Source organism: Deltaproteobacteria bacterium, assembly GCA_026129095.1.
Lineage (GTDB): Bacteria > JAGRBM01 > JAGRBM01 > JAGRBM01 > JAHCIT01 > JAHCIT01.
The window spans coordinates 77,395-95,657 of the sequence record JAHCIT010000011.1; the positions used below are offsets into that span (position 1 = coordinate 77,395).

Here is an 18,263-nt window from a genome sequence, read left to right on the forward strand (position 1 = left end):
CACCGCTATCGGCCTGCCCTCACCCGCCCTGCTTGCCCTCGCCCGTCCGGGGCGAATTGAACACGTTGTAGCTCTTCAGCACCTGGATCGCCCGCTGGAGCTGCACGTCAATGGCATTACGGTCGGCCTGCGACAGCGATCCCGGTGCCGGAGTCTCCCGGACCATCTGCTCCGGATTCGCAATGGAACCGCGCAAATCGGACTCCTTGAAGATGCCGGCGGAACCCAGTCCGTCACCGGGAAGCGATTCGCGTGGAGTCACCAGCACGTCGGGGATGATGCCAAGCCCCTGGATGGAGTGGCCCCCCGGAGTGAAATAAAGCGCGGTCGTCAGCTTCAGGGCCGAACCATCCTCCTCGATCTCGACAATCGTCTGGATGCTCCCCTTGCCAAAGCTCGGCTCCCCCACGACGACCGCCCGGCCCTGGTCCCGCAGGGCGCCGGCAAGCACCTCGGAAGCCGATGCCGAACCGCCGTCAATCAGGACCACAACCGGATAGGTGCGCTTCTGGTTGTTCGGACGGGCATAGGCCTTGTAATCCTGACCCGGAGTCCGGCCTTGTGTGTAGACAATGAGGCCCGACTCCAGGAACTCATCAGCCACGTTGATGGCGGAGTTCAGAGTTCCCCCCGGATTGCCGCGCAGGTCGATCACAAGCCCCTTCAGATCCTTCTTTTCCAGCGCACGCAGCTCGCGGGCGAACTCCTTGTCGGTCTCTTCCTGGAACTGGGCGATCCGGAGACGTCCGTAACCGGCCTCGACGAAATCACCCCGCACTGACCGGGCCTGGATAATAGCTCTCCTGATCTCAAAATCCCGCGGCTCTGGCCAGCCCTCGCGCATGATGGTCAGCCTGCAGGCGGTTCCGGGCTCGCCGCGCATCCGGTTCACCGCCTCCGCAAGAGGCATCTCGCGCGTCATCACCCCGTCAATTTTGAGGATCACATCGCCCGTCTTGATTCCCGCCTTGAAGGCCGGGGTGTCCTCAATCGGGGCGATGACGGTCACCTGCTCGTCGCGGGTGCCGACCTCAAGCCCCAGGCCGCCAAAGTTCCCCGATATCGCCGTCCGGAACTCCTTGAAACGGTCCGGGTTGAAATAGGCCGAGTGGGGATCCAGCTTTTCCAGCATGCCGGCGATCGCGGCCTCCACCAGATCCGAATAGGTAATGTCCTCGACATAGTGGTCCCGCACCAGCGTGATCGCCCGGGCCAGTACCTTGAGCTTCAGGTACCTGGGATCATTCGCAGCCACCATTGCCGCACTTCCCAGAACCATCGAGACGAGCAAAGCCAGCACGGCCATACGGATCAGGCGGCGGTTCGGTACTGGATGCGCGGAGGAGTCTTTATTCATGGATTTATCCCGCAGGGTGCGGGGCCTTCAATCGGGCAGGAGCCATCCCGCAGGGTCGAGAGGCTGCCCGCCACGGCGGATTTCAAAATAGCAGGCGGGCCCCACCAGTGACCCGCTGTCGCCAACTATCGCCACGGGCTCCCGTCCCTGAACCCGGTCACCGGGCTTCTTCAGGAGCCGCTGCGCGTGAGCGTAAACGGTATAAAAGGTATCCCCGTGGTCAATGATTATCAAATTACCGTAGCCCTGCATCCGGTCGGCAAACACGACCACACCGGGGTAAACGGCATGGATCGGTGTACCCATCTCTGACTTGATGGTGACGCCATTATTGACGGTCACCGTACCGAAATCCGGGTGCACATAGCGGCCGAACTCGGAAATAATGCGGCCGCGAACCGGTCGCTCCAGTGCGCCCCGGAAGGATTCGAACTCCAGCGGCCTGCCCTGAGGGTCCAGAAGTGCCTGCCCACCGGCAAGTATCTGGCTGCGGATCCGCATGCCAATCGTTTCGATCAGCCGGGAGAGCCGGTTCCTTGATGCGGATATTTCCTGCGCGGCCCGCTCATAAGCGATCCGCTCCTCCCGGATGGAGGCAAGAATCTGGAGCCGCCGGTCCCGCTCCTGCAGGATTTCCATCCGGGTATCGTCGAGCCGACGCATGGCGATTTCCCGTTCGATCTGGCGGGCCTCCAGGAACGCCCGTCCCTCGATCAGGAGCTGCTCGCTGCGCTCGTACTCCCGGAGCAGTTCCCGGTCCTGCTCGAGCACACGGCCCATGTATCCCAGCCGCCGCTGCATCTGGAGCGGTGATTCCGCCCCCAGCGCAAGCTTCAGTGTCACCGCCGGACCGGCCTTGTAGATGCCGCGCAGCCGGACGGATATCCGGTTCTGGATGGCGGCGATTTTCCGCTCCAGTTCCGCGATGCTCACTTCCCGCTGGCGCATGACCTCGTCCAGCGCCTGGATATCGCGCTCGATCCTGCGGCGCCCCCGCTCGAGCTGTTCCAGATCTTCCTCCATCGCATCGAGCGTGCTCAGAAGCCCCGCCTCTTCCTTCCGGGCCCGCCGGATATTCTCCCGCTCCTCGGCCAGCAGCTTCTGAAGGCGGGCCAGTTCGGCCTGGCTCTCGCGCTTCTGGAGTTCGAGATCGGCTTCCTTCCGGGGTTGCGCCAGGAGCCTGACGGGGCCGGACCAGAATCCGGCAGCCAGGACCAGCATCACCAGCCAGCCTGAACGGCCACCCCCGGCCCGGCTCATGTGCATGGTCCCGGACATTGTCCCTATACCCTCAGATGCCGGCCGGCAGCGATCGTGCTCGACACCAGACCAATCGCCATGCAGGCCGCGATAATGGCCAGGATGGCCGGTAGCGGCAGGAAAACCAGACTCACATACCCGAGCCATCCCTGGAGGACCGCCTCGATCCGCGATGCCAGCACCAGAAACAGGACCCCAAGCATTCCCAGGCCCGCCGCTGCCGCCAGAAAACCACCGATCAGTCCCTCGATCATGAAGGGAACCCGGATGAATGTTTCCGTTGCGCCGACAAGCCGCAGGATTCCGATCTCGTCGCGCCGTGCGAAGATGACGAGCTGCACGGTATTGGTCACTGCGCCGAGCGTTATGACGAGAAGGAAAAGGCCCAGCAGCCAGCCGCCGGTGCGAATAACCCCGATAACAGTATCGTACCGCTCGATCCAGCCCTCTCCATACTGGACGTCCTCGATGTCCTCCATCTGTCCCACCCGCGATGCCAGGTCGCGCAGGGTCGCCGCATCACGCTGCTCGGCGCGGATACTGATCTCGATGGAGGCAGGCAGCGGATTCACCGTCAACCCCTCCAGCACTCCGGACAGCGAACCCAGGTCCTCACGGAACCGCTTCATCGCCAGTTCGGGCGACACATATTCGGCCGAATGAACGGCCGGATCCTTCTGGATGCCGGAGATGATCCGGGCCGCCGACGCCGATCCGATCCCATCCTTCAGATAGGCCACCACCTGAAGCTCATGCCCCCATCGCTCCACGATCCGGTCCAGATTGCGGATGGCGAGCAGATACCCGGAAAAGACCAGCACCATCATGCCGAAACCGGACACGACCCGCATGTGCAGTCCCAGTTCTTCCCGGAAATTCCGGAGGGCACGGCGAACAAAATACACGGAAGGCCGCCCCTCTTTCAGTCCGGCAATCCGGCGCCGGCAGTAATCCGGCCGCGCTCGATACCGATCACGCGCTTCTGGAGCCGCTGGATCAGGTCACGGTCATGGGTGGCAATGACGACGGTCGTTCCCCGGATACTCACCTCCTCGAAAAGGTCCATCACCTCACGGGCGATTTCCGGGTCCAGATTGCCCGTAGGCTCGTCGGCGAGCAGCAGCACGGGATTGTTGATGAGGGCGCGTGCGATGGCGACACGCTGCTGCTCCCCGCCAGACAGCTGCTGCGGATAGTGGTCGGAACGGTGAAGCAGATGGACCGCCTTCAGCATCGACACCACCCGGCGGCGCACCTCGCCGGACGGCGTGCCGAGCACTTCCAGCGCCACGGAGACGTTCTCGAATACGGTCCGGTTGGCGATCAGCTTGAAGTCCTGGAAGACGACACCGATCGACCGCCGCAGATAGGGAATGTTCCGCTCGGTGAGGCGGGCGAGATTGACGTTATTGACGATGATCTGGCCCTGGGTTGCCCGTTCGGCGGCGAAGAGGAGGCGCATGAGCGTCGTCTTGCCTGCACCCGACGGACCGGTGACAAAACAGAACTCGCCCTTCTCGATCCGCAGACTCACGTCAACGAGCGTCGGCTGCTCGCGTCCGTAACTCTTGTAGACGTGAAAGAGCTGAATCATCCCCGTCCCGTCATCAGAAGTAGAACCTCACCCCCGCCCCGAACACGGCCTGATCCACGGCTCCCGCCCTGCCAAAGTTCCGGCCGTCGTTGTCGTAGTCGATCCGCAGGTAGCCGCCCTCCAGGAAAATCGTCCAGTTGTTGCCGATGTCGAAGTTGCCTCCACCGAGGAAGTTCAGGTGAAAGAACCGGTTGTCCGTGCCCCCGTAGACAGCCCCGATCCCGGCATCGACAGCGACGTAGGGGGCGAAATAAAGGCTCTTGATGTTGTTGCTGTAGAACCCCAGCGGATGAATGACAGCGCCGCCCGTGAAGGAAAAGCCAGTCCGGTACGGCGGATCCTGGTCGCCGGGACCGAAGTGGTTCCACTTGATCCGGAACGTCACCTGGTTGTTGACACGCATCAGAAGGCCGATGGACCCCTGCGCGTGGTCAAAGGCCTTTCCTGCGGCACGGCCGAGCTGAAACTCGGCGCCAAAATCGAAGGAACGGTCGGCTGCCCCGGCCGGTGTGGCCATGAGGCATGAAATAATGATCACCCCGCCCAGAAGGGGGGCTGCTGCACGAAACCGGCTGTAACGAATCAAGACAGGGCACTCCGCAGGGAGTTCGCGGCGCCCTCACCCACCAGAGCTGGTCACCTGCCGTTCAACGGGCGGTTTCTCCGAAACCTCCCGGAACGCGAACCAGCCGTCCGCGATCCACAATCAAGCCAGTCCAGTGTGCGCCGAACCGGGGGGATAATCAACTGTCCGCTGCCGGACCCGCCCGGTTATTACAGGTAGGGCCAGCCCAGCGACATGCCCGCCGACACTCGGGTTTCCTTCAGGTTGTTCGCGATCGATGTGTTGCGTTCCTGCAGTATCTCGCCATTCAGCCGGACAGCGCCGAACCGCGTTTCGATACCGGCCGCATAGCCGTTGGCATTAATGCCGCCACGAAGTGACAACACGTAACGGAATGCCAGTTCGAGGCCCACCGAGTATTTGTGCCCGAGAGGAATCTCGTCACGGTTGATGTCGCGGACATCGACGGCGAAGGTAAGACGGGCAACCTCGAACGGCACGGCGACCGCAAGACCCCAGTCAACCGTCATCGGCACGTCACCACTGCCGGCCACCAGAATGCCGTTTGCGACATCCGGCTGCTGGGCCTTGAACGCCGTGCGGGCGATATCCTGGAAAGTAAACCCGCTCGCTATATAACCGGCGGAAATACCCCACGGAGAGGGATCCTCGTCCTCAGGCGCCGGAATGAGCAGGGAGAACGGCAGCCTCATCACCAGGCCTGCATCGGCTCCGGCGGCAAAATCACCCGGTCCCTTCAGGGGCTTCACGAAATCGTTCGTGTACGACACTCCGTTATTGGCAGTTACCGATGATTCGGACTCGGCGGTGCGGATATCGCTCCGGCTGATGAACTTCAGGTTCACGCCCATATCCAGATACTCGCCCCAGATTCTCCGGGCCACGGTCAGGTAACCCGCATGATCCTCGAGCTTGCGCAAACCGACGATATACCGGTCGCCCGCCGTAATGCCCGGCTGGACGACGCCGTCGAAGCGGTAAGAATAGGAATAGGCGAATCCGAACGCCCAGTTCTTCCGGTATGGCATGACAAAGTGGGTCACGTTGTCGGCGTTCACGTAGACGGCTTCGCCGACCCGCCCTGCGAAGAAGGTGTTCGCCTCGTTCGCGTCCCCGCCCGACAGATCCTTGGCGTCCATCGCGAAGGTGAAGGAATCGGTGTTGGCCTCGGCGCGAAGCCCCAGAATCGAGAACTGCCAGTCCCTGATCGCTGCAAGTCCGGCCGGGTTGTAGAACATCGAATCGTACGAGCCGCCGACCGCCACGAAGGCGTTACCCATGCCGAGAGCCCGTGGAGTCCGGGGGTTGATCGGCGCAGCCCTGAAATTGCCCGTCAGAAAATCCGTCCGCTCGGTGAGCGTGGGATCCTGGGCGTTCGCGACGCCTGTTCCCAGAAATACCACGCCCAGAAGCGCAATCCCCAGACCGCGAGTGAGTGAATTCAGCATATGATTGAAAGGCCTCCCCTGTCGGGTTCCAGATGCCGTCATCATGGAACCCTGGCCCATGACCAGTATTACCCGGCCCCTAAACTGGGCGTCCCCCATCATGCCGGAAGCTAGCCGGGCCGGAAGTGATTGAAAACACGTCCGGAACACAGGCCGGTTTCCGGCACAGGTGCCGGGTCAGGCATAACGCTAATTGTACTTGTGGCCGGGGGGAAGCCCCCCTGAAAATCCCCCTTTATCTTGTGCAGCCCCCCACCCGCTACTAAATTAACCGGATAGGGCTGCCATATCCGCATATTCCCGTTTTGGCAGCAGACGACCCGTGACGAAAAACCTCCGCGCCAAGATTCTCCTCCTGTGGCTGGCCCTGACCAGCCCGGTCATTCTGGTAGCCGGCTGGCTGCGAATCGACGGCGCACGGCAACTGGCCTATGAAATCGCCACAGCCAGAATCAAGACATCCACAAGCCTGCTGGCGATAGCTGTCAGGGAGCCCCTGGCAGCCACTGACCGAGAAACCCTGAGAGCCATTGCACAACCGGCGGCGGCTGGCTTCGGCAGCATGCTGGAAGAACTGACCATCCATGACGGCCAGGGGGTTCCGCTGTTCAGCTCTACCAGGAAGCCCTCAACCGCTCCGGCGCAGACCAGCAAGCCACCCGCTGAAGTTCTCCAGACGAACGCCTCGATCCGTTACTGGCAGCCGGTGATCCTGCCGGATTCGGCCTGGGGCGAACCGGTCCAGCCGGGATCGGTTCTCATCCAGCTTGGCCGCACCGGAATCCTGACGCCATTTTTCATGCGGGCTGCACTGGAAGGCATTGTCATGGCGGCCGCTTTCCTCTTCACCACCATAGGCCTTTACTGGGGGCTCGGCCGGCTCTTTACCCCTCTGGGGCGTCTGGGCGCGATTTCTGGCGAACTGGCACAGGGCAACCTGAACGTGCAGGTCCGGCCGGAAGGCTCGGACGAACTGGCCCGGCTCGAACGGGCCTATGGCGACATGATCGACAATCTCGCGGTCATGATCCGGCAGATCCGCGAGGCGGCACAAAGCCTGGGTACTGCCACCGAACAGATCGAACGGACCACACAGCAGCTCGCCGAGGGCTCGGACCGGCAGAGCCGCCAGACCAGCGAGATGTCGGTCGCCATCGAGGAGATGGCCTCGTCAGTCCAGCTGGTTTTCACCAATGCCAAGCAGGCACTGGAAACCTCCCAGCAATCGAAGGAAACCGCCGAACGGGGCGGAAACGTGGTCACGCAGACCATCGAGGCCATGCGGGCGGTCAATGACTCGATCCGGACCTCGGGCGACCAGATCGCCGACCTCTCCCGGCAGACCGAGGACATCGGCACGATCCTGGGCGTCATCAACGAGATTGCATCGCAAACGAACCTGCTTGCCCTGAATGCGGCCATCGAGGCGGCCCGTGCCGGTGAGCATGGCCGGGGTTTTGAGGTCGTGGCCGACGAGATCCGCAAGCTGGCCGAGAAGAGCGCTGCCTCGACCAAACAGATCGCTGGTATTCTTGAGCATATCCGGACCGGCAGCCAGATGGCACAGGGCTCGATGTCAAACGTAAGCGTGCTGGCGAAGGATTCCATGGAATACGCCAACCGCACCGGAGCCGCCCTGGAACTGATCATCGCCAAGGCTAGCGAGACGGCCGAACTGATGGCATCGCTCTCCGGCTCGGCCGAGCAGCAGTCCCGCGTATCCGATACGGTGGCCCAGGCTGTCAGCCAGATCGGACAGGTAACGAGAGAAAATGCCACCAGCGCCGAGGAGATTGCCACCACGTCGGTGGAACTGGCCCAGCTGGCCGACCAGCTCCAGCAGCTCATTGCCCGGTTCCGGGTCTAGGTTTCCGTGACGAATGAGACAGCCCCCTACCGGGTGATCGCCCGGTAAACCCTGGGGAGCATTTCGGGAAGGTCGCGGATCCTGTCAATCACGAGATAGGCGTCAGGCGGACACATCTGCTTGAGATAGTCATAGCCCGCCTTGTCCACGGTGATGCAGAAGGTGTGTATGCCAGCCCTCGTCGCTTCCTCCAGGGCGAGCCGCGTATCCAGCAGGGAGTAGTTCTCATCGGTCCGGTCCTCGCCGTAGTCCGAATCCTGGGGGTAACCATCCGAAAGCATGACGAGTGTCCGGTACCGCGCCTCCAGCCCTCGCAGCTTCTCGATCGCATGACGGATCGCCGCCCCCATGCGCGTGGACTGCTGGGCGCGGATGCCGCCGATCCGGGCCTTCACCCGGTCGGAATACGGCTCGCCAAACTCCTTTATCTTGTACAGGTCCACCCGCTCCCGGCCATAGCCTGAGAACCCCAGCACGGCATAGTCGTCGCCCAGGTAGTTGAGCGCCTGGCTCATGACGACCAGCGCCTCCTTCTGGAGATCGAGGACCGTCTTCCGCGGCGCCCCGGCCGGTGCGGCTGGCGGGCCGTCAGCAGCCACGCCGAACCGGGGGTCCGAGAAATAGCCTGCTGACTCTCCGGCGGGTGGCGGCGGGGGTCCGGCCAGTTCCTCATCGGGTATTTTCTCTCCCGTCGAGGCGCTCATATCTATAAGGAACATGGCCGCCACGTCCCTTTCCTGGCGGCGGCGGGAAGAATAGATCCGTTCCGGATAGGGAAGCCCCGCCCGGCGGTCCGCCGCACCTTCAATCACCGTATTCAGATCAATCTCCTCGCCGTCAGGGAGCCGCGTTTCCTTCTTCAGGAGTTCCGGCCGGATCGCCTCGAACTGGCGGATCACCTTGCTGATAAGATTCGAGTTTTCAGCGAGCGCACGGTCCACGAACTCCGGGTTTCCCGTTTCCACGTTCCGTTCGCGTACGGTGCACCAGGCATGGCGGTAGTCGCCGAGCTTGTGGTCCCATTCGTCGTACCGGAAGGCGTCGTCGTACCGCTCATCCAGCGTGTCCAGCCGGGCCATCCGGCGGACCTCCTGCTGGAACTCCTGCAGGATTTCCGGCAGGGACTCCGGCGCATGCTGCGCGGCCTCCCGCGCCCGGTCCATGTCGAACATGGACGAAAACAGCGCCCTGCCGCCCGCCTCCTCGTCCGGCCCCATCGGCAGAAAGCTCAGCTCATCGCCGTCTCCGAGCCAGGAGGCGATCTCCTCGGGCCGCATCATCTCGATATTGCCCATGAGCCGCTGCGCGATATCGAGCGCGCCCCTTGCCTGCACCCGCCGCTGGATTTCGTCCGGGTTCAGTTCGCCGTGAAAACGGACCGGTTCCGGCCGGCCGTAATCGGCCGGGAAATCAGGCGGCACTTCCGGGCCGGAAGAACCCGGCGGCGCAGGCTCGCTTCCACCCTGCCCGCCCGGTTCCGGAACGGACTCCCCTGCCGATTCGGAATCCGCGGCCGGCGGCGGTTCCAGTTCCGCGTCCATCCCCATACGCCGGGTATCGAGGAAGAGCGAGAACAGCCGGTACAGCTCGGCTGTGCGGACCGCCGTATGCTCGACGGTGGCTTCCGGACGGCGAAGTTCCGAAAACAGGGCCCGCAGGTTCTGGAACTGTTCCTCGAACTGAATCTGGCCCGATGTGAGGTCGTCGGCCGGTATATGGCCGAACACTGTCTCCAGCCCCAGGGAAAGCTGGGTGGCGACTTCAACCAGCGCACTTGCCGGGCTCATCGCCCGGTCAATGCTCCGCTTCTCCAGTTCGCTTTTCCGGAGCCAGGCGATATCGGGATCGAGGCCGGGATAGTTTCGCAGCAGCGCCTCGTCGATGCGGAAATTCTCCAGAAGCAGAAAAAGGTCCCTGGCAAGCTGCGTCCGGGGGAACTGGAGGAAAAACCGGTCGAGATCGCTTCCGCCCGCCGGAGCGCCAGCGGCATAGTCGGACACGCGGACGATCCCGCTCCGCACGCCTTTCATCTTCTCCAGCGAGAAACCGAATGTCCCGAACTCGAAAAATCCGCACTGGTGGGCGCACATGACCCGGAATACGCGGCGGTTCTCGTCCCGGCCGCCATGCTCGTAGACCAGCGCGGGCAGGTATATCTTCTCCCCGTCGGTGGTCGGCAGGTTTTTCCCCCGGTGCCAGTCGAGCGGCACCAGCGGGATCTCCCGCCCCGTGAGCCCCTGTGCATAGAGCCTCAGGGACCGGGCAATCTCCTCGAACCGGACTCCCCGCACATAGGCCTGTAGCGATGCCCGCGCAGACCTCGACGACAGCTTGAAGTGGGCCTCGGCCCGGCCGGGGCTCGACTCCAGCAGCCGCTCGCCTTCTTCGACCCATCGGGCGAACTCCTCCGGCCCGACCAGCCGCAGGACTTCATCCATCGATTCGAGCAGCCCCATCGCCGCGCTGGGCGATTTCTCCAGAATCCGGCGCGCCGCTCCAGCCACCTGCCCGTAGCGCGAGTCCGCAACTTCACCGCTGGCGGCGGCCAGCTTGCGGACCACGTTGAGGCACCCGTCTGCCGACCGGCTCACGAGACGGGCCAGCACCGGTGCCAGCACCTTGAGCCTCCCTGGAGCCCGGCGCACGGTCTCAACCAGTTGCCGGCGGAAGGCCGCGAACTGCTCGGGGTGGCTGGCAGCGACCGCGGCCAGCAGCTCCAGCCGGGCTTCCTCTGTTTCGACCGGCAGGTCCCGTGGCAGCGGTTCCTGGCAGAAGTCCTGCGCCAGTCCCGATACCCGGTGCGACAGGCTGGCAGCCGTATCGCACCAGAACTGGAAGCTCCGCGGCGGCAGAACCGAGGAGGCCTCGGCGGCGCTCGCCAGAACCATCTCCAGCAGCCCATAGGTCTGCCAGCCGAGTTGCCAAGTCTTGCGGCCTCCTTCAATCCACTCGTTCAGGCTTATCCGCCGGGGATATTCGTAGAACTGGCGGCTGGTCCGCAGCACCGCCACTGCCGCACGCGGAAGCTCTCCGGTCACCCGGATGACCACCTCCGACCACCGGGTGAACTCCGCGGCGGGTATCCGGCCGGACAGATCCATGCCCGCGGTTACCACCGCCGGTGCAATATCGGCGTGGATCCGTCCCGCCTCAGCCGTGACGGTGGCAACGGCATCGAGCGCTTCCAGGGGAACCTTCAGCCGCGGTGCATGGGCAAGGAACTCGAACGCCGCCCGCCGCGAGCAGGCATCGATCCGTTCCGCACCGGCGAGAATGGCGTTGGATTCCGGGTCGGCCGGATCCAGATACGGGATCTCGATGCCCGGCACTGTCTCCGACCGGGCCACGAGGATCTTCAGCCACTTGGAGTAGAGGATGTCATTCACATCCGCTCTATCCGATCACTGCCGCCGCCAGGTCTTCGAGCGCGGTCTGGACATCCGGATCGTCGGTGAGCGCCTCGGTGAGCGCCATCCGGACGGCGCGGCGGGGGCCGATGCCCCCCGCGATCAGCTTGCCCGCATAGATGAGGAGCCGGGTCGAGACGCCTTCCTCCAGTCCCTGATGCTTGAGATTCCGCACCTTCTGGCCGAGCCGGGCCAGCCGGGCCGCATCGGCGGGACTGACTCCGCTCTCATGGGCGATGATCTCCCGCTCGGCGTCCTCGGGCGGGAAACCGAACTCGATGGCGACGAAACGCTGCCGGGTGGACTGCTTGAGGTTCTTGAACACCGACTGGTAGCCGGGATTGAACGACACCACGAGCAGGAAGTCCGGATGCGCCTCAAGGACGGTTCCCTTCTTGTCGATGGGAAGTATCCGGCGGTGATCGGTGAGCGGATGGATGAGGACGGTCGTGTCCTTGCGGGCCTCGACCACCTCGTCCAGATAGCAGATCGCGCCCATCTCGACCGCCTTGGTGAGCGGACCTGGCGACCAGACGGTTTCGTCCCCCTTCATCAGGAACTTGCCAACGAGGTCGCTTGCCGTGAGGTCTTCGTGGCAGGCGACCGTGATGAGCGGCGTGCCCGAGCGGCGGCCGCGGCCCTGCGTCAGCCGCCAGGCCATGTACTCGACGAACCGCGTCTTCCCGCAGCCGGTGGGCCCCTTGAGCAGCACCGGAAGGCGGGCACCATAGGCGGCCTCAAACAGGGCAACTTCGTCGGTAATGGGCCGGTAGTAGGGCTCCTCGGCGAGCGAGTATTCCTTGTAATCGACTTCGGCGGCGGCTTTCGCTGGAGGCATGGGCGAAACGGGTTCCTCTGCCGGCCACCCGTAAGAGGCGGCCAAGGCATGAAGCGTAGCGGTCCCTCGCCACGGGCGGCAAGCAGACATCAAAGAGACGCCGCGTTCAGGTTGTGCGTTCGCACGGAATCGGATAAGAGCCACGCCTGACGCCGCGCCGCTGGTTTTGAGGGCTCATCACAGCGGATCGCCGCCGCAAGGTCTGGATACCTCATGGCCCGCAAACCGAAAACTCCCGCCACTGCTTCCGTTTCCACCCGTCCCAAACGCCCCACTCCCGAAGGCAAGAAAATGCTCGGGAAGATGCAGGAGCGCGGCCGCTCGCTTTACGAAACGATCCAGAAGGAGCGTGCCCCCAAGCTCAAGTTCCCGCTGAGATCACTTTCCAACGTCACTTTCAACAAAAAGGTCGGCCACTTCGTGATGAAGGGCAAGACGCTGGAACGCACCCTGACGGTCAACACGATCCGCACGTTCGCCCAGACGCTCCGGATGATGGCGCTTTCCAAGGAACTGATCGAAACCCGCGACTTCGCCACCAAACGCGATGCCTACTACCAGACGAAGAACTGGGGCGAGGCCGGCTGCCACGAGCAGACAGAGTCGGACACGATCATGGACGACCTGGAGGGGCTTTTCGGTGTCAACAAGGAGCAGCTCGGCTTCCGGCCGGACGAACACGGCGGCAGCGTGGCCGGACAGATCACCATCATCGAGACGGATGCCGATACCGGCCGCCAGAACCGGATCGACTGCACGCAGTACATCAAGGGTTCCTACGCGATCCCCAGTTCGGTGGAAGACCTCGCTTTTGAAACCAGGGCCAAGTTCATCCTTGCCATCGAAACGCACGGCATGTTCGAGCGGCTGAACGAGCACAAGTTCTGGCAAACGTACAAGTGCATCCTCATTTCCATGCGCGGCGTTCCTTCCCGCGCCGTCCGCCGGTTCACGCGCCGCATCGCCGACCAGTTCAAGCTGCCGGTTTATGTGTTTACCGATGGCGACCCTTACGGCTACGCCAACATCTACCGGACGCTGAAGGTGGGATCGGGCAACAACGCCCATCTCAACGAGTACTTCTGCGTTCCGCAGGCGCGCTATCTCGGCGTTACACCCGAGGACATCGACACCTACAAGCTCCCGACCCACCCGCTGAAGGAAGTGGACATCAAGCGCGCACGGGACGCCCTGAAGAACGACAGCTTCTTCCAGGAGCACAAGGACTGGGCCAAGGCCGTGGACAAGATGCTCTCCAAGGGCCAGCGCGTCGAGCAGCAGGCCCTTTCCAAGCACGGACTCAACTACGTGATCGACACGTACCTGCCGGAAAAACTGGCCAGGCCGGAGCGGTTCCTGTCGTGACCCGGACGGGCGGGGACGCCCCGCGCCCCCGCTTCCTTGAGGTCACCGCACGCTCGCTGAGGCTCCGCTGCCCCCGCTGCGGCGAGGGGGTCATTTTCCGGTCCTGGCTGGAACTGAATGAGGATTGCCCGGCGTGCGGCCTGCGGATCCGCCATGAACAGGGTTTTTTCATCGGCTCGATCTATCTCAACTACGGCATTACGGCCGGGCTGGTCATGGTGGTCTACTGGATGATGCGGAAACATGCGGAACTTGAACTCTGGCAGATGATCGCCATTCTCGCCGCCATCGGCGCGGCCATTCCCCTCGCCGTGACACGGTGGACCCGTTCGCTCTGGCTGGGATGGGACTACTACCTGGGGCCGGAACGGCTCCGGTAGGGATACCGGAACGGTAAACCTCCGGCTATCCTGTTTTCCGTACCATGTCTGCCGGGCACCACCACCATCATCACGACCACGGCGGCTCCCACGATGGCCACCACACCGGAAGCATGAACCGGGCATTCGCCATCGGTACCGTGATCAACCTGCTGTTTGCGGCCGGCGAGGCGGCGGCCGGCTTCATTACCGGTTCGGTAGCCCTGCTGGCCGACGCCGGTCACAACTTCGCCGATGTGCTGGGGCTTGCCCTGGCGTGGGTGGCGGCTTCCTTCGCCCGCTCAGAACCCACTGCGCGGCATTCCTACGGGTTCAAGCGCGGAACGATCCTCGCCGCGCTGGCCAATGCGCTGGTCATTTCGGCCACCGCCGGGGCCCTGGCGCTCGAATCAGCCACCCGGCTCTTCGACCCGCCACCTGTCAGGGGCATGACGGTCATCGCCGTGGCGGCGATCGGCGTCGTCATCAACACGGGCTCGGCCCTCCTGTTCATGTCGGGACGCAAGCACGACCTCAATGTCCGCGCCGCCTTCCTGCACCTGGCGGCCGACGCCGCGATTTCGCTGGCCGTCGTCGTTGCCGGTTTCGGGATGCTCCAGACCGGCTGGTACTGGCTCGACCCGGTGGTAGCGATCGGCGTCTCGGCCATGATCTTCCTGAACAGCTGGTCACTGCTCCGGCAGTCGCTCGCCCTCTCACTGGATGCTGCTCCCGATGGCATCGATCCCGCAACCGTCCGCGACTGGCTGGCAGTGCAGCCGGGCGTCAACGATGTCCACCATCTTCACATCTGGGCGCTCAGCACTACCGAGACCGCCCTCACCGTCCATCTAGTCGTGAAGGAGACAACCGGCAGCCGCGACGACCTGCTCGCCCGGGTCGGGACCGGGCTCAGGGAACAGTTCCGGATCGGCCATATAACGGTACAGATTGAGGATAGCTGCTGCCCGGAAACAGGCCGGCAGGCCGCAGGCTAGCGTGTTCCGGAAACGCCCCTAGTCGCCCTTTTCGGCAAACGACTGGTCGATGTTCACCGGAATCCGCAGGATCTCGCCCAGATCCACCAGCGGCAGACGGCTGAAAAACTCGCGCCGGAGCACCGATACGGTCGCATTGGACTTTATCCACCGGTCACACAGGCGGATCTCCACGCTGTCCGACTTCATGTCGAAGTCGCGGGTATCGAGCACGAAACCCCGGCCCCTGGCGAGGCCGTTGCGGATATCGAAATTCGCCTTCATCTGCCTGAACGGAATCCCGCCCGGATAGGCCGACAGCCGCAGGTTCACCAGACTCGCCACGCGGGCAAAGGCACGGTATTCGCTACTGATGCGTCCGCCTTCCAGTTGCATGGAGAGATCCCCCTCTACCGAACTGCAGAACTGGTCGGCGGCGTTGAACCGGATCATTCCGCGCGCGGTCAGCATGCCGTCCACGAAATCCGTCGGCGTCCCCATCGCCTCCAGCATCGGCTGCAGCATTACGTTGTCGAAACGGGGCGTCATGAAGACGATGCGAGCCCCGTCAGGGCGGGCCTCGTAGGACAGCCGCTCGAAATCGTACCGGCCGCCGGGACCGGCGAAATTCAGCGTGGAAAGCGTGAATGTACGACCCGCAAGCGATGCCTGCGCCGAGAGTTCGCTGAACGGGGCACGGCGGAACTGGCCCTGGTCGACCTGCACGATTCCGGTGAACTGCCCCCGGGCCAGGAAATCGTCGATATCCGGGAGCGGGGGCTCGATGATCGACGTTTCCGTGCGGCCCCTGCGCGTTTCGGCCTGGGTGGCGATCACGCTGTCACGGGTTCCGGTGGCGGCGGCCAGCAGGTCATCAAGATTCGCGTTCGGTGCCTCGATGGTGAAATCCCCCCGGGGACCGGCGGGGGTATCCAGAAACCCGGCACGCACCCTGGCGATACTCTCGCCATATGACAGGGAGCAGCCGAAACTGGACCGCTCGCCTGTGTTGTACCGGAGGCTGCAGTCAACGTCGCGGATCGGAAGCCGGATGTCGGGCGAGGTGATCGCCACACGGTTTGTCCGGAACGATGCCGACCGCTTCAGCGGATGCCGGGACTGCCCCAGGCGTCCGGACGTGGAGTAGCTGCCCGTGACCGTGCCCTTTCCCTTCAGACGGCTGTTCACCGGCAATATCTGGTCCAGCGCCAGCTGCTCACCGGCGACCTTCATGTCGAAGGTGGGCGATGCCCCGTTGGGATCGTCCACCTGCATCTGGACCGACAGGATGCCGTCACCGAACCTTCCCGTGAGCGGCCCCAGATCCAGGCTGTTGTCGGTGAACTGGATCGGGCCGGAAAGACCGTCGAGCGCCACGGGATAGTTTGCCAGGCGTATGTTCCCCTCGGACAGCCTCATCTCGCCGCTATAGGTGTAGTGGTCCTTCAGGATGTCGTAGTCGACGCGGGCCTTTCCGGTCAGATCGCCGCGTCCGCCCGACAGTGGTGCCACCACCTTCTGGACGGCACGGAAACCGTAGTTGGGCAGCAGCCCGAGCAGGGCCGGATAGGGGAACTGGCCCGTAATATCGAGTTGCAGCTTCGCCTGCCGGTCGATGCTGTCGAAACCGCCTACCGCCTCCACATCGAGCATGTCATCCACCCGGCCCCGCAGCCGGTCCATGATGAAGTTCCCTCCCTCAATGGCAATCCGGCCCTCGATGCCGCTGAACTTCAGCCTCTCTCCGGGAAGCACATGCATGCTCAGCCCCTTGATAGCGCCTTCCATCCAGAACCGGTCGAAATCGAGCCAGGGTTCGAGCGATCCATCCACGCTCCGGGTGAGCATGAGCGGCAGGAAATTCCGGTAGTAGGTGGCCACGCCCTCCCGGCGTATCTGGCGGCGGCAGTAGTCGGACACATGCCGCCCGATAATCGGCCAGGGGATGTGGTTGAACTCCTGCGAGAGATCCACGTCCCGCACATGGAACTCGATTTCCAGTTCGTGGACGATCCGGGGGTTTGGCGGCCGGAAATCCGATACCCAGCGTACAAAAGTGACGTCGGTCGGCCCAATCTGGATGCCGCCGCTGTCAGCCCGGAGCTTACGGCCATCCCATGCGAACGAGAACTTGCCCTTCACGATATCCGGAGTGAATGTTTCCTCGAAGACATAGGGCATTTCGCCGCGAACACCCTCGGCCAGCAGCTCCACGTTTCCGCGAACAGCATCCAGCGTGCCGCCGGCATTGACCAGCAGATCCACCACCCCCGACACGAGGCCGGCCGCCCGGGCAGGTGGAAGAACCGTAAGCTGGACCTGGTGCAATGCGGCCTGGATGCTGACCGGAAGCACGGCAAGATCCAGGTTTTCCGCCGGCAGGACCGAGGCCATTTCCACGCTGGTATCGCCGATCTTCCGGTTGTTGAGAAATGCCGACAGTTCGGCATGGACCTTGAGCGGCGCCCCCATCCCGATGTTCTGCAGCTCCATGCTGATCTTCCGGAAACTGTAGCTGTCGGGCTCGCCCGCGCCATGAACCCGGACGCGAAACAGTCCGCCCGTGACCTCGACCTCCCGGATTGTGAGTCCCCGGAGGATTCCCTCCAGCACCGCACTCAGGCGGCCCAGATCGGCTGGTTCCTCGCTATCCAGCGGCACGTCCAGCCCTTCGATCCGCCAGCGGCCGTCCCGCCGCTCTACCATCACGTACGGCGCATCGAGACGTACCACGCGGGGTGTGAACCGCTGGTCGATCAGGTCGCCCACGTCGAATGCCACCGTGACGGCGCCCAGACGGACGAGCGTCCGGCGGCCATCCGTGCTCAGGACCGACACACCCTGCGCCCGGACCCCCAGCCCCCGGGTGAAATCGAGCGAGAGATGCCGGATCCGCACCGGGTAACCCAGCGCAAGCGATGCCTTCTCGGCCACGCCGATACGGTGCCGGTCCAAATCCAGAACCAGCGGAAAGAAGGCCATCGCGGCCACCGTCACGGCGAGCAGGATAATTGTCGAAACGAGATTCAGTTTGGGCATCCGGGGGAGCGGCACCGGGATGCGGGAAAGGATCGGCGGCCCTTCGGAACCGGCCACCGGAGCGCCGCCGGACGTATCCGCACCGTCCGGCTCCGGGGGGCCGGGTTTCTGTTCGGGAGTTTCCGGTGAAACAACGGGATCTTCTGGCATCACTCGTACATTAAGG

General features: G+C 63.6%; 13 protein-coding genes. 4 read left to right on the top strand and 9 right to left on the bottom strand.

Annotation, left to right across the window (positions count from 1 at the left end; all coding sequences use genetic code 11):
* Window positions 1-19: 19 nt before the first annotated feature.
* The 6 genes from KIT79_14435 to KIT79_14460 form a co-directional block, all read right to left on the bottom strand.
* Window positions 20-1,357 (bottom strand): S41 family peptidase, encoded by a 1,338-nt coding sequence (locus KIT79_14435; protein ID MCW5830500.1) that lies wholly within the window; start codon window positions 1,355-1,357, stop codon window positions 20-22.
* 27 nt (window positions 1,358-1,384) lie between these two features.
* Window positions 1,385-2,635 carry a peptidoglycan DD-metalloendopeptidase family protein gene (locus KIT79_14440; protein ID MCW5830501.1) on the bottom strand — a complete coding sequence of 417 codons (1,251 nt, stop codon included), beginning with the start codon at window positions 2,633-2,635 and terminating at the stop codon, window positions 1,385-1,387.
* Between the two features lie 5 nt (window positions 2,636-2,640).
* A complete protein-coding gene (locus tag KIT79_14445; GenBank protein MCW5830502.1) occupies window positions 2,641-3,522 on the bottom strand; it encodes an ABC transporter permease in 882 nt (293 codons plus the stop codon).
* 17 nt (window positions 3,523-3,539) lie between these two features.
* Window positions 3,540-4,211 carry a cell division ATP-binding protein FtsE gene (ftsE, locus tag KIT79_14450; protein MCW5830503.1) on the bottom strand — a complete coding sequence of 224 codons (672 nt, stop codon included), beginning with the start codon at window positions 4,209-4,211 and terminating at the stop codon, window positions 3,540-3,542.
* Between the two features lie 13 nt (window positions 4,212-4,224).
* Complete coding sequence (locus tag KIT79_14455) at window positions 4,225-4,797, bottom strand: hypothetical protein (GenBank protein ID MCW5830504.1); 573 nt, start codon at window positions 4,795-4,797, stop codon at window positions 4,225-4,227.
* Between the two features lie 188 nt (window positions 4,798-4,985).
* Window positions 4,986-6,245, bottom strand: coding sequence for a hypothetical protein (locus KIT79_14460; GenBank protein MCW5830505.1), 1,260 nt, complete (start codon window positions 6,243-6,245; stop codon window positions 4,986-4,988).
* A gap of 322 nt (window positions 6,246-6,567) precedes the next feature.
* On the opposite strand from KIT79_14460, the gene KIT79_14465 reads away from it, so the two are divergent.
* A complete protein-coding gene (locus KIT79_14465) occupies window positions 6,568-8,112 on the top strand; it encodes a methyl-accepting chemotaxis protein (protein ID MCW5830506.1) in 1,545 nt (514 codons plus the stop codon).
* A gap of 26 nt (window positions 8,113-8,138) precedes the next feature.
* Here the strand turns inward: KIT79_14465 and KIT79_14470 are convergent, their stop codons facing one another.
* Together KIT79_14470 and KIT79_14475 are read right to left on the bottom strand one after the other, a co-directional pair.
* Entirely contained in the window at window positions 8,139-11,498 is a 3,360-nt protein-coding gene (locus tag KIT79_14470) for a hypothetical protein (GenBank protein MCW5830507.1), read from the bottom strand.
* A gap of 7 nt (window positions 11,499-11,505) precedes the next feature.
* Complete coding sequence (locus KIT79_14475; GenBank protein ID MCW5830508.1) at window positions 11,506-12,357, bottom strand: CbbQ/NirQ/NorQ/GpvN family protein; 852 nt, start codon at window positions 12,355-12,357, stop codon at window positions 11,506-11,508.
* A gap of 291 nt (window positions 12,358-12,648) precedes the next feature.
* On the opposite strand from KIT79_14475, the gene KIT79_14480 reads away from it, so the two are divergent.
* Genes KIT79_14480 through KIT79_14490 form a run of 3 tightly spaced genes read left to right on the top strand, consistent with a single transcriptional unit; the run spans window position 12,649 to window position 15,079 of the window.
* On the top strand, window positions 12,649-13,722 hold the full coding sequence (locus KIT79_14480; GenBank protein ID MCW5830509.1) for a DNA topoisomerase IV subunit A: 1,074 nt from the start codon (window positions 12,649-12,651) through the stop codon (window positions 13,720-13,722).
* Window positions 13,719-14,102 carry a DUF983 domain-containing protein gene (locus KIT79_14485; protein MCW5830510.1) on the top strand — a complete coding sequence of 128 codons (384 nt, stop codon included), beginning with the start codon at window positions 13,719-13,721 and terminating at the stop codon, window positions 14,100-14,102. Before KIT79_14480 ends, KIT79_14485 begins: the two co-directional genes overlap by 4 nt.
* A gap of 44 nt (window positions 14,103-14,146) precedes the next feature.
* Window positions 14,147-15,079 carry a cation transporter gene (locus KIT79_14490; protein MCW5830511.1) on the top strand — a complete coding sequence of 311 codons (933 nt, stop codon included), beginning with the start codon at window positions 14,147-14,149 and terminating at the stop codon, window positions 15,077-15,079.
* A gap of 18 nt (window positions 15,080-15,097) precedes the next feature.
* On the opposite strand, the gene KIT79_14495 is transcribed toward KIT79_14490, so the two are convergent.
* On the bottom strand, window positions 15,098-18,247 hold the full coding sequence (locus KIT79_14495; GenBank protein MCW5830512.1) for a hypothetical protein: 3,150 nt from the start codon (window positions 18,245-18,247) through the stop codon (window positions 15,098-15,100).
* Window positions 18,248-18,263: the final 16 nt, after the last annotated feature.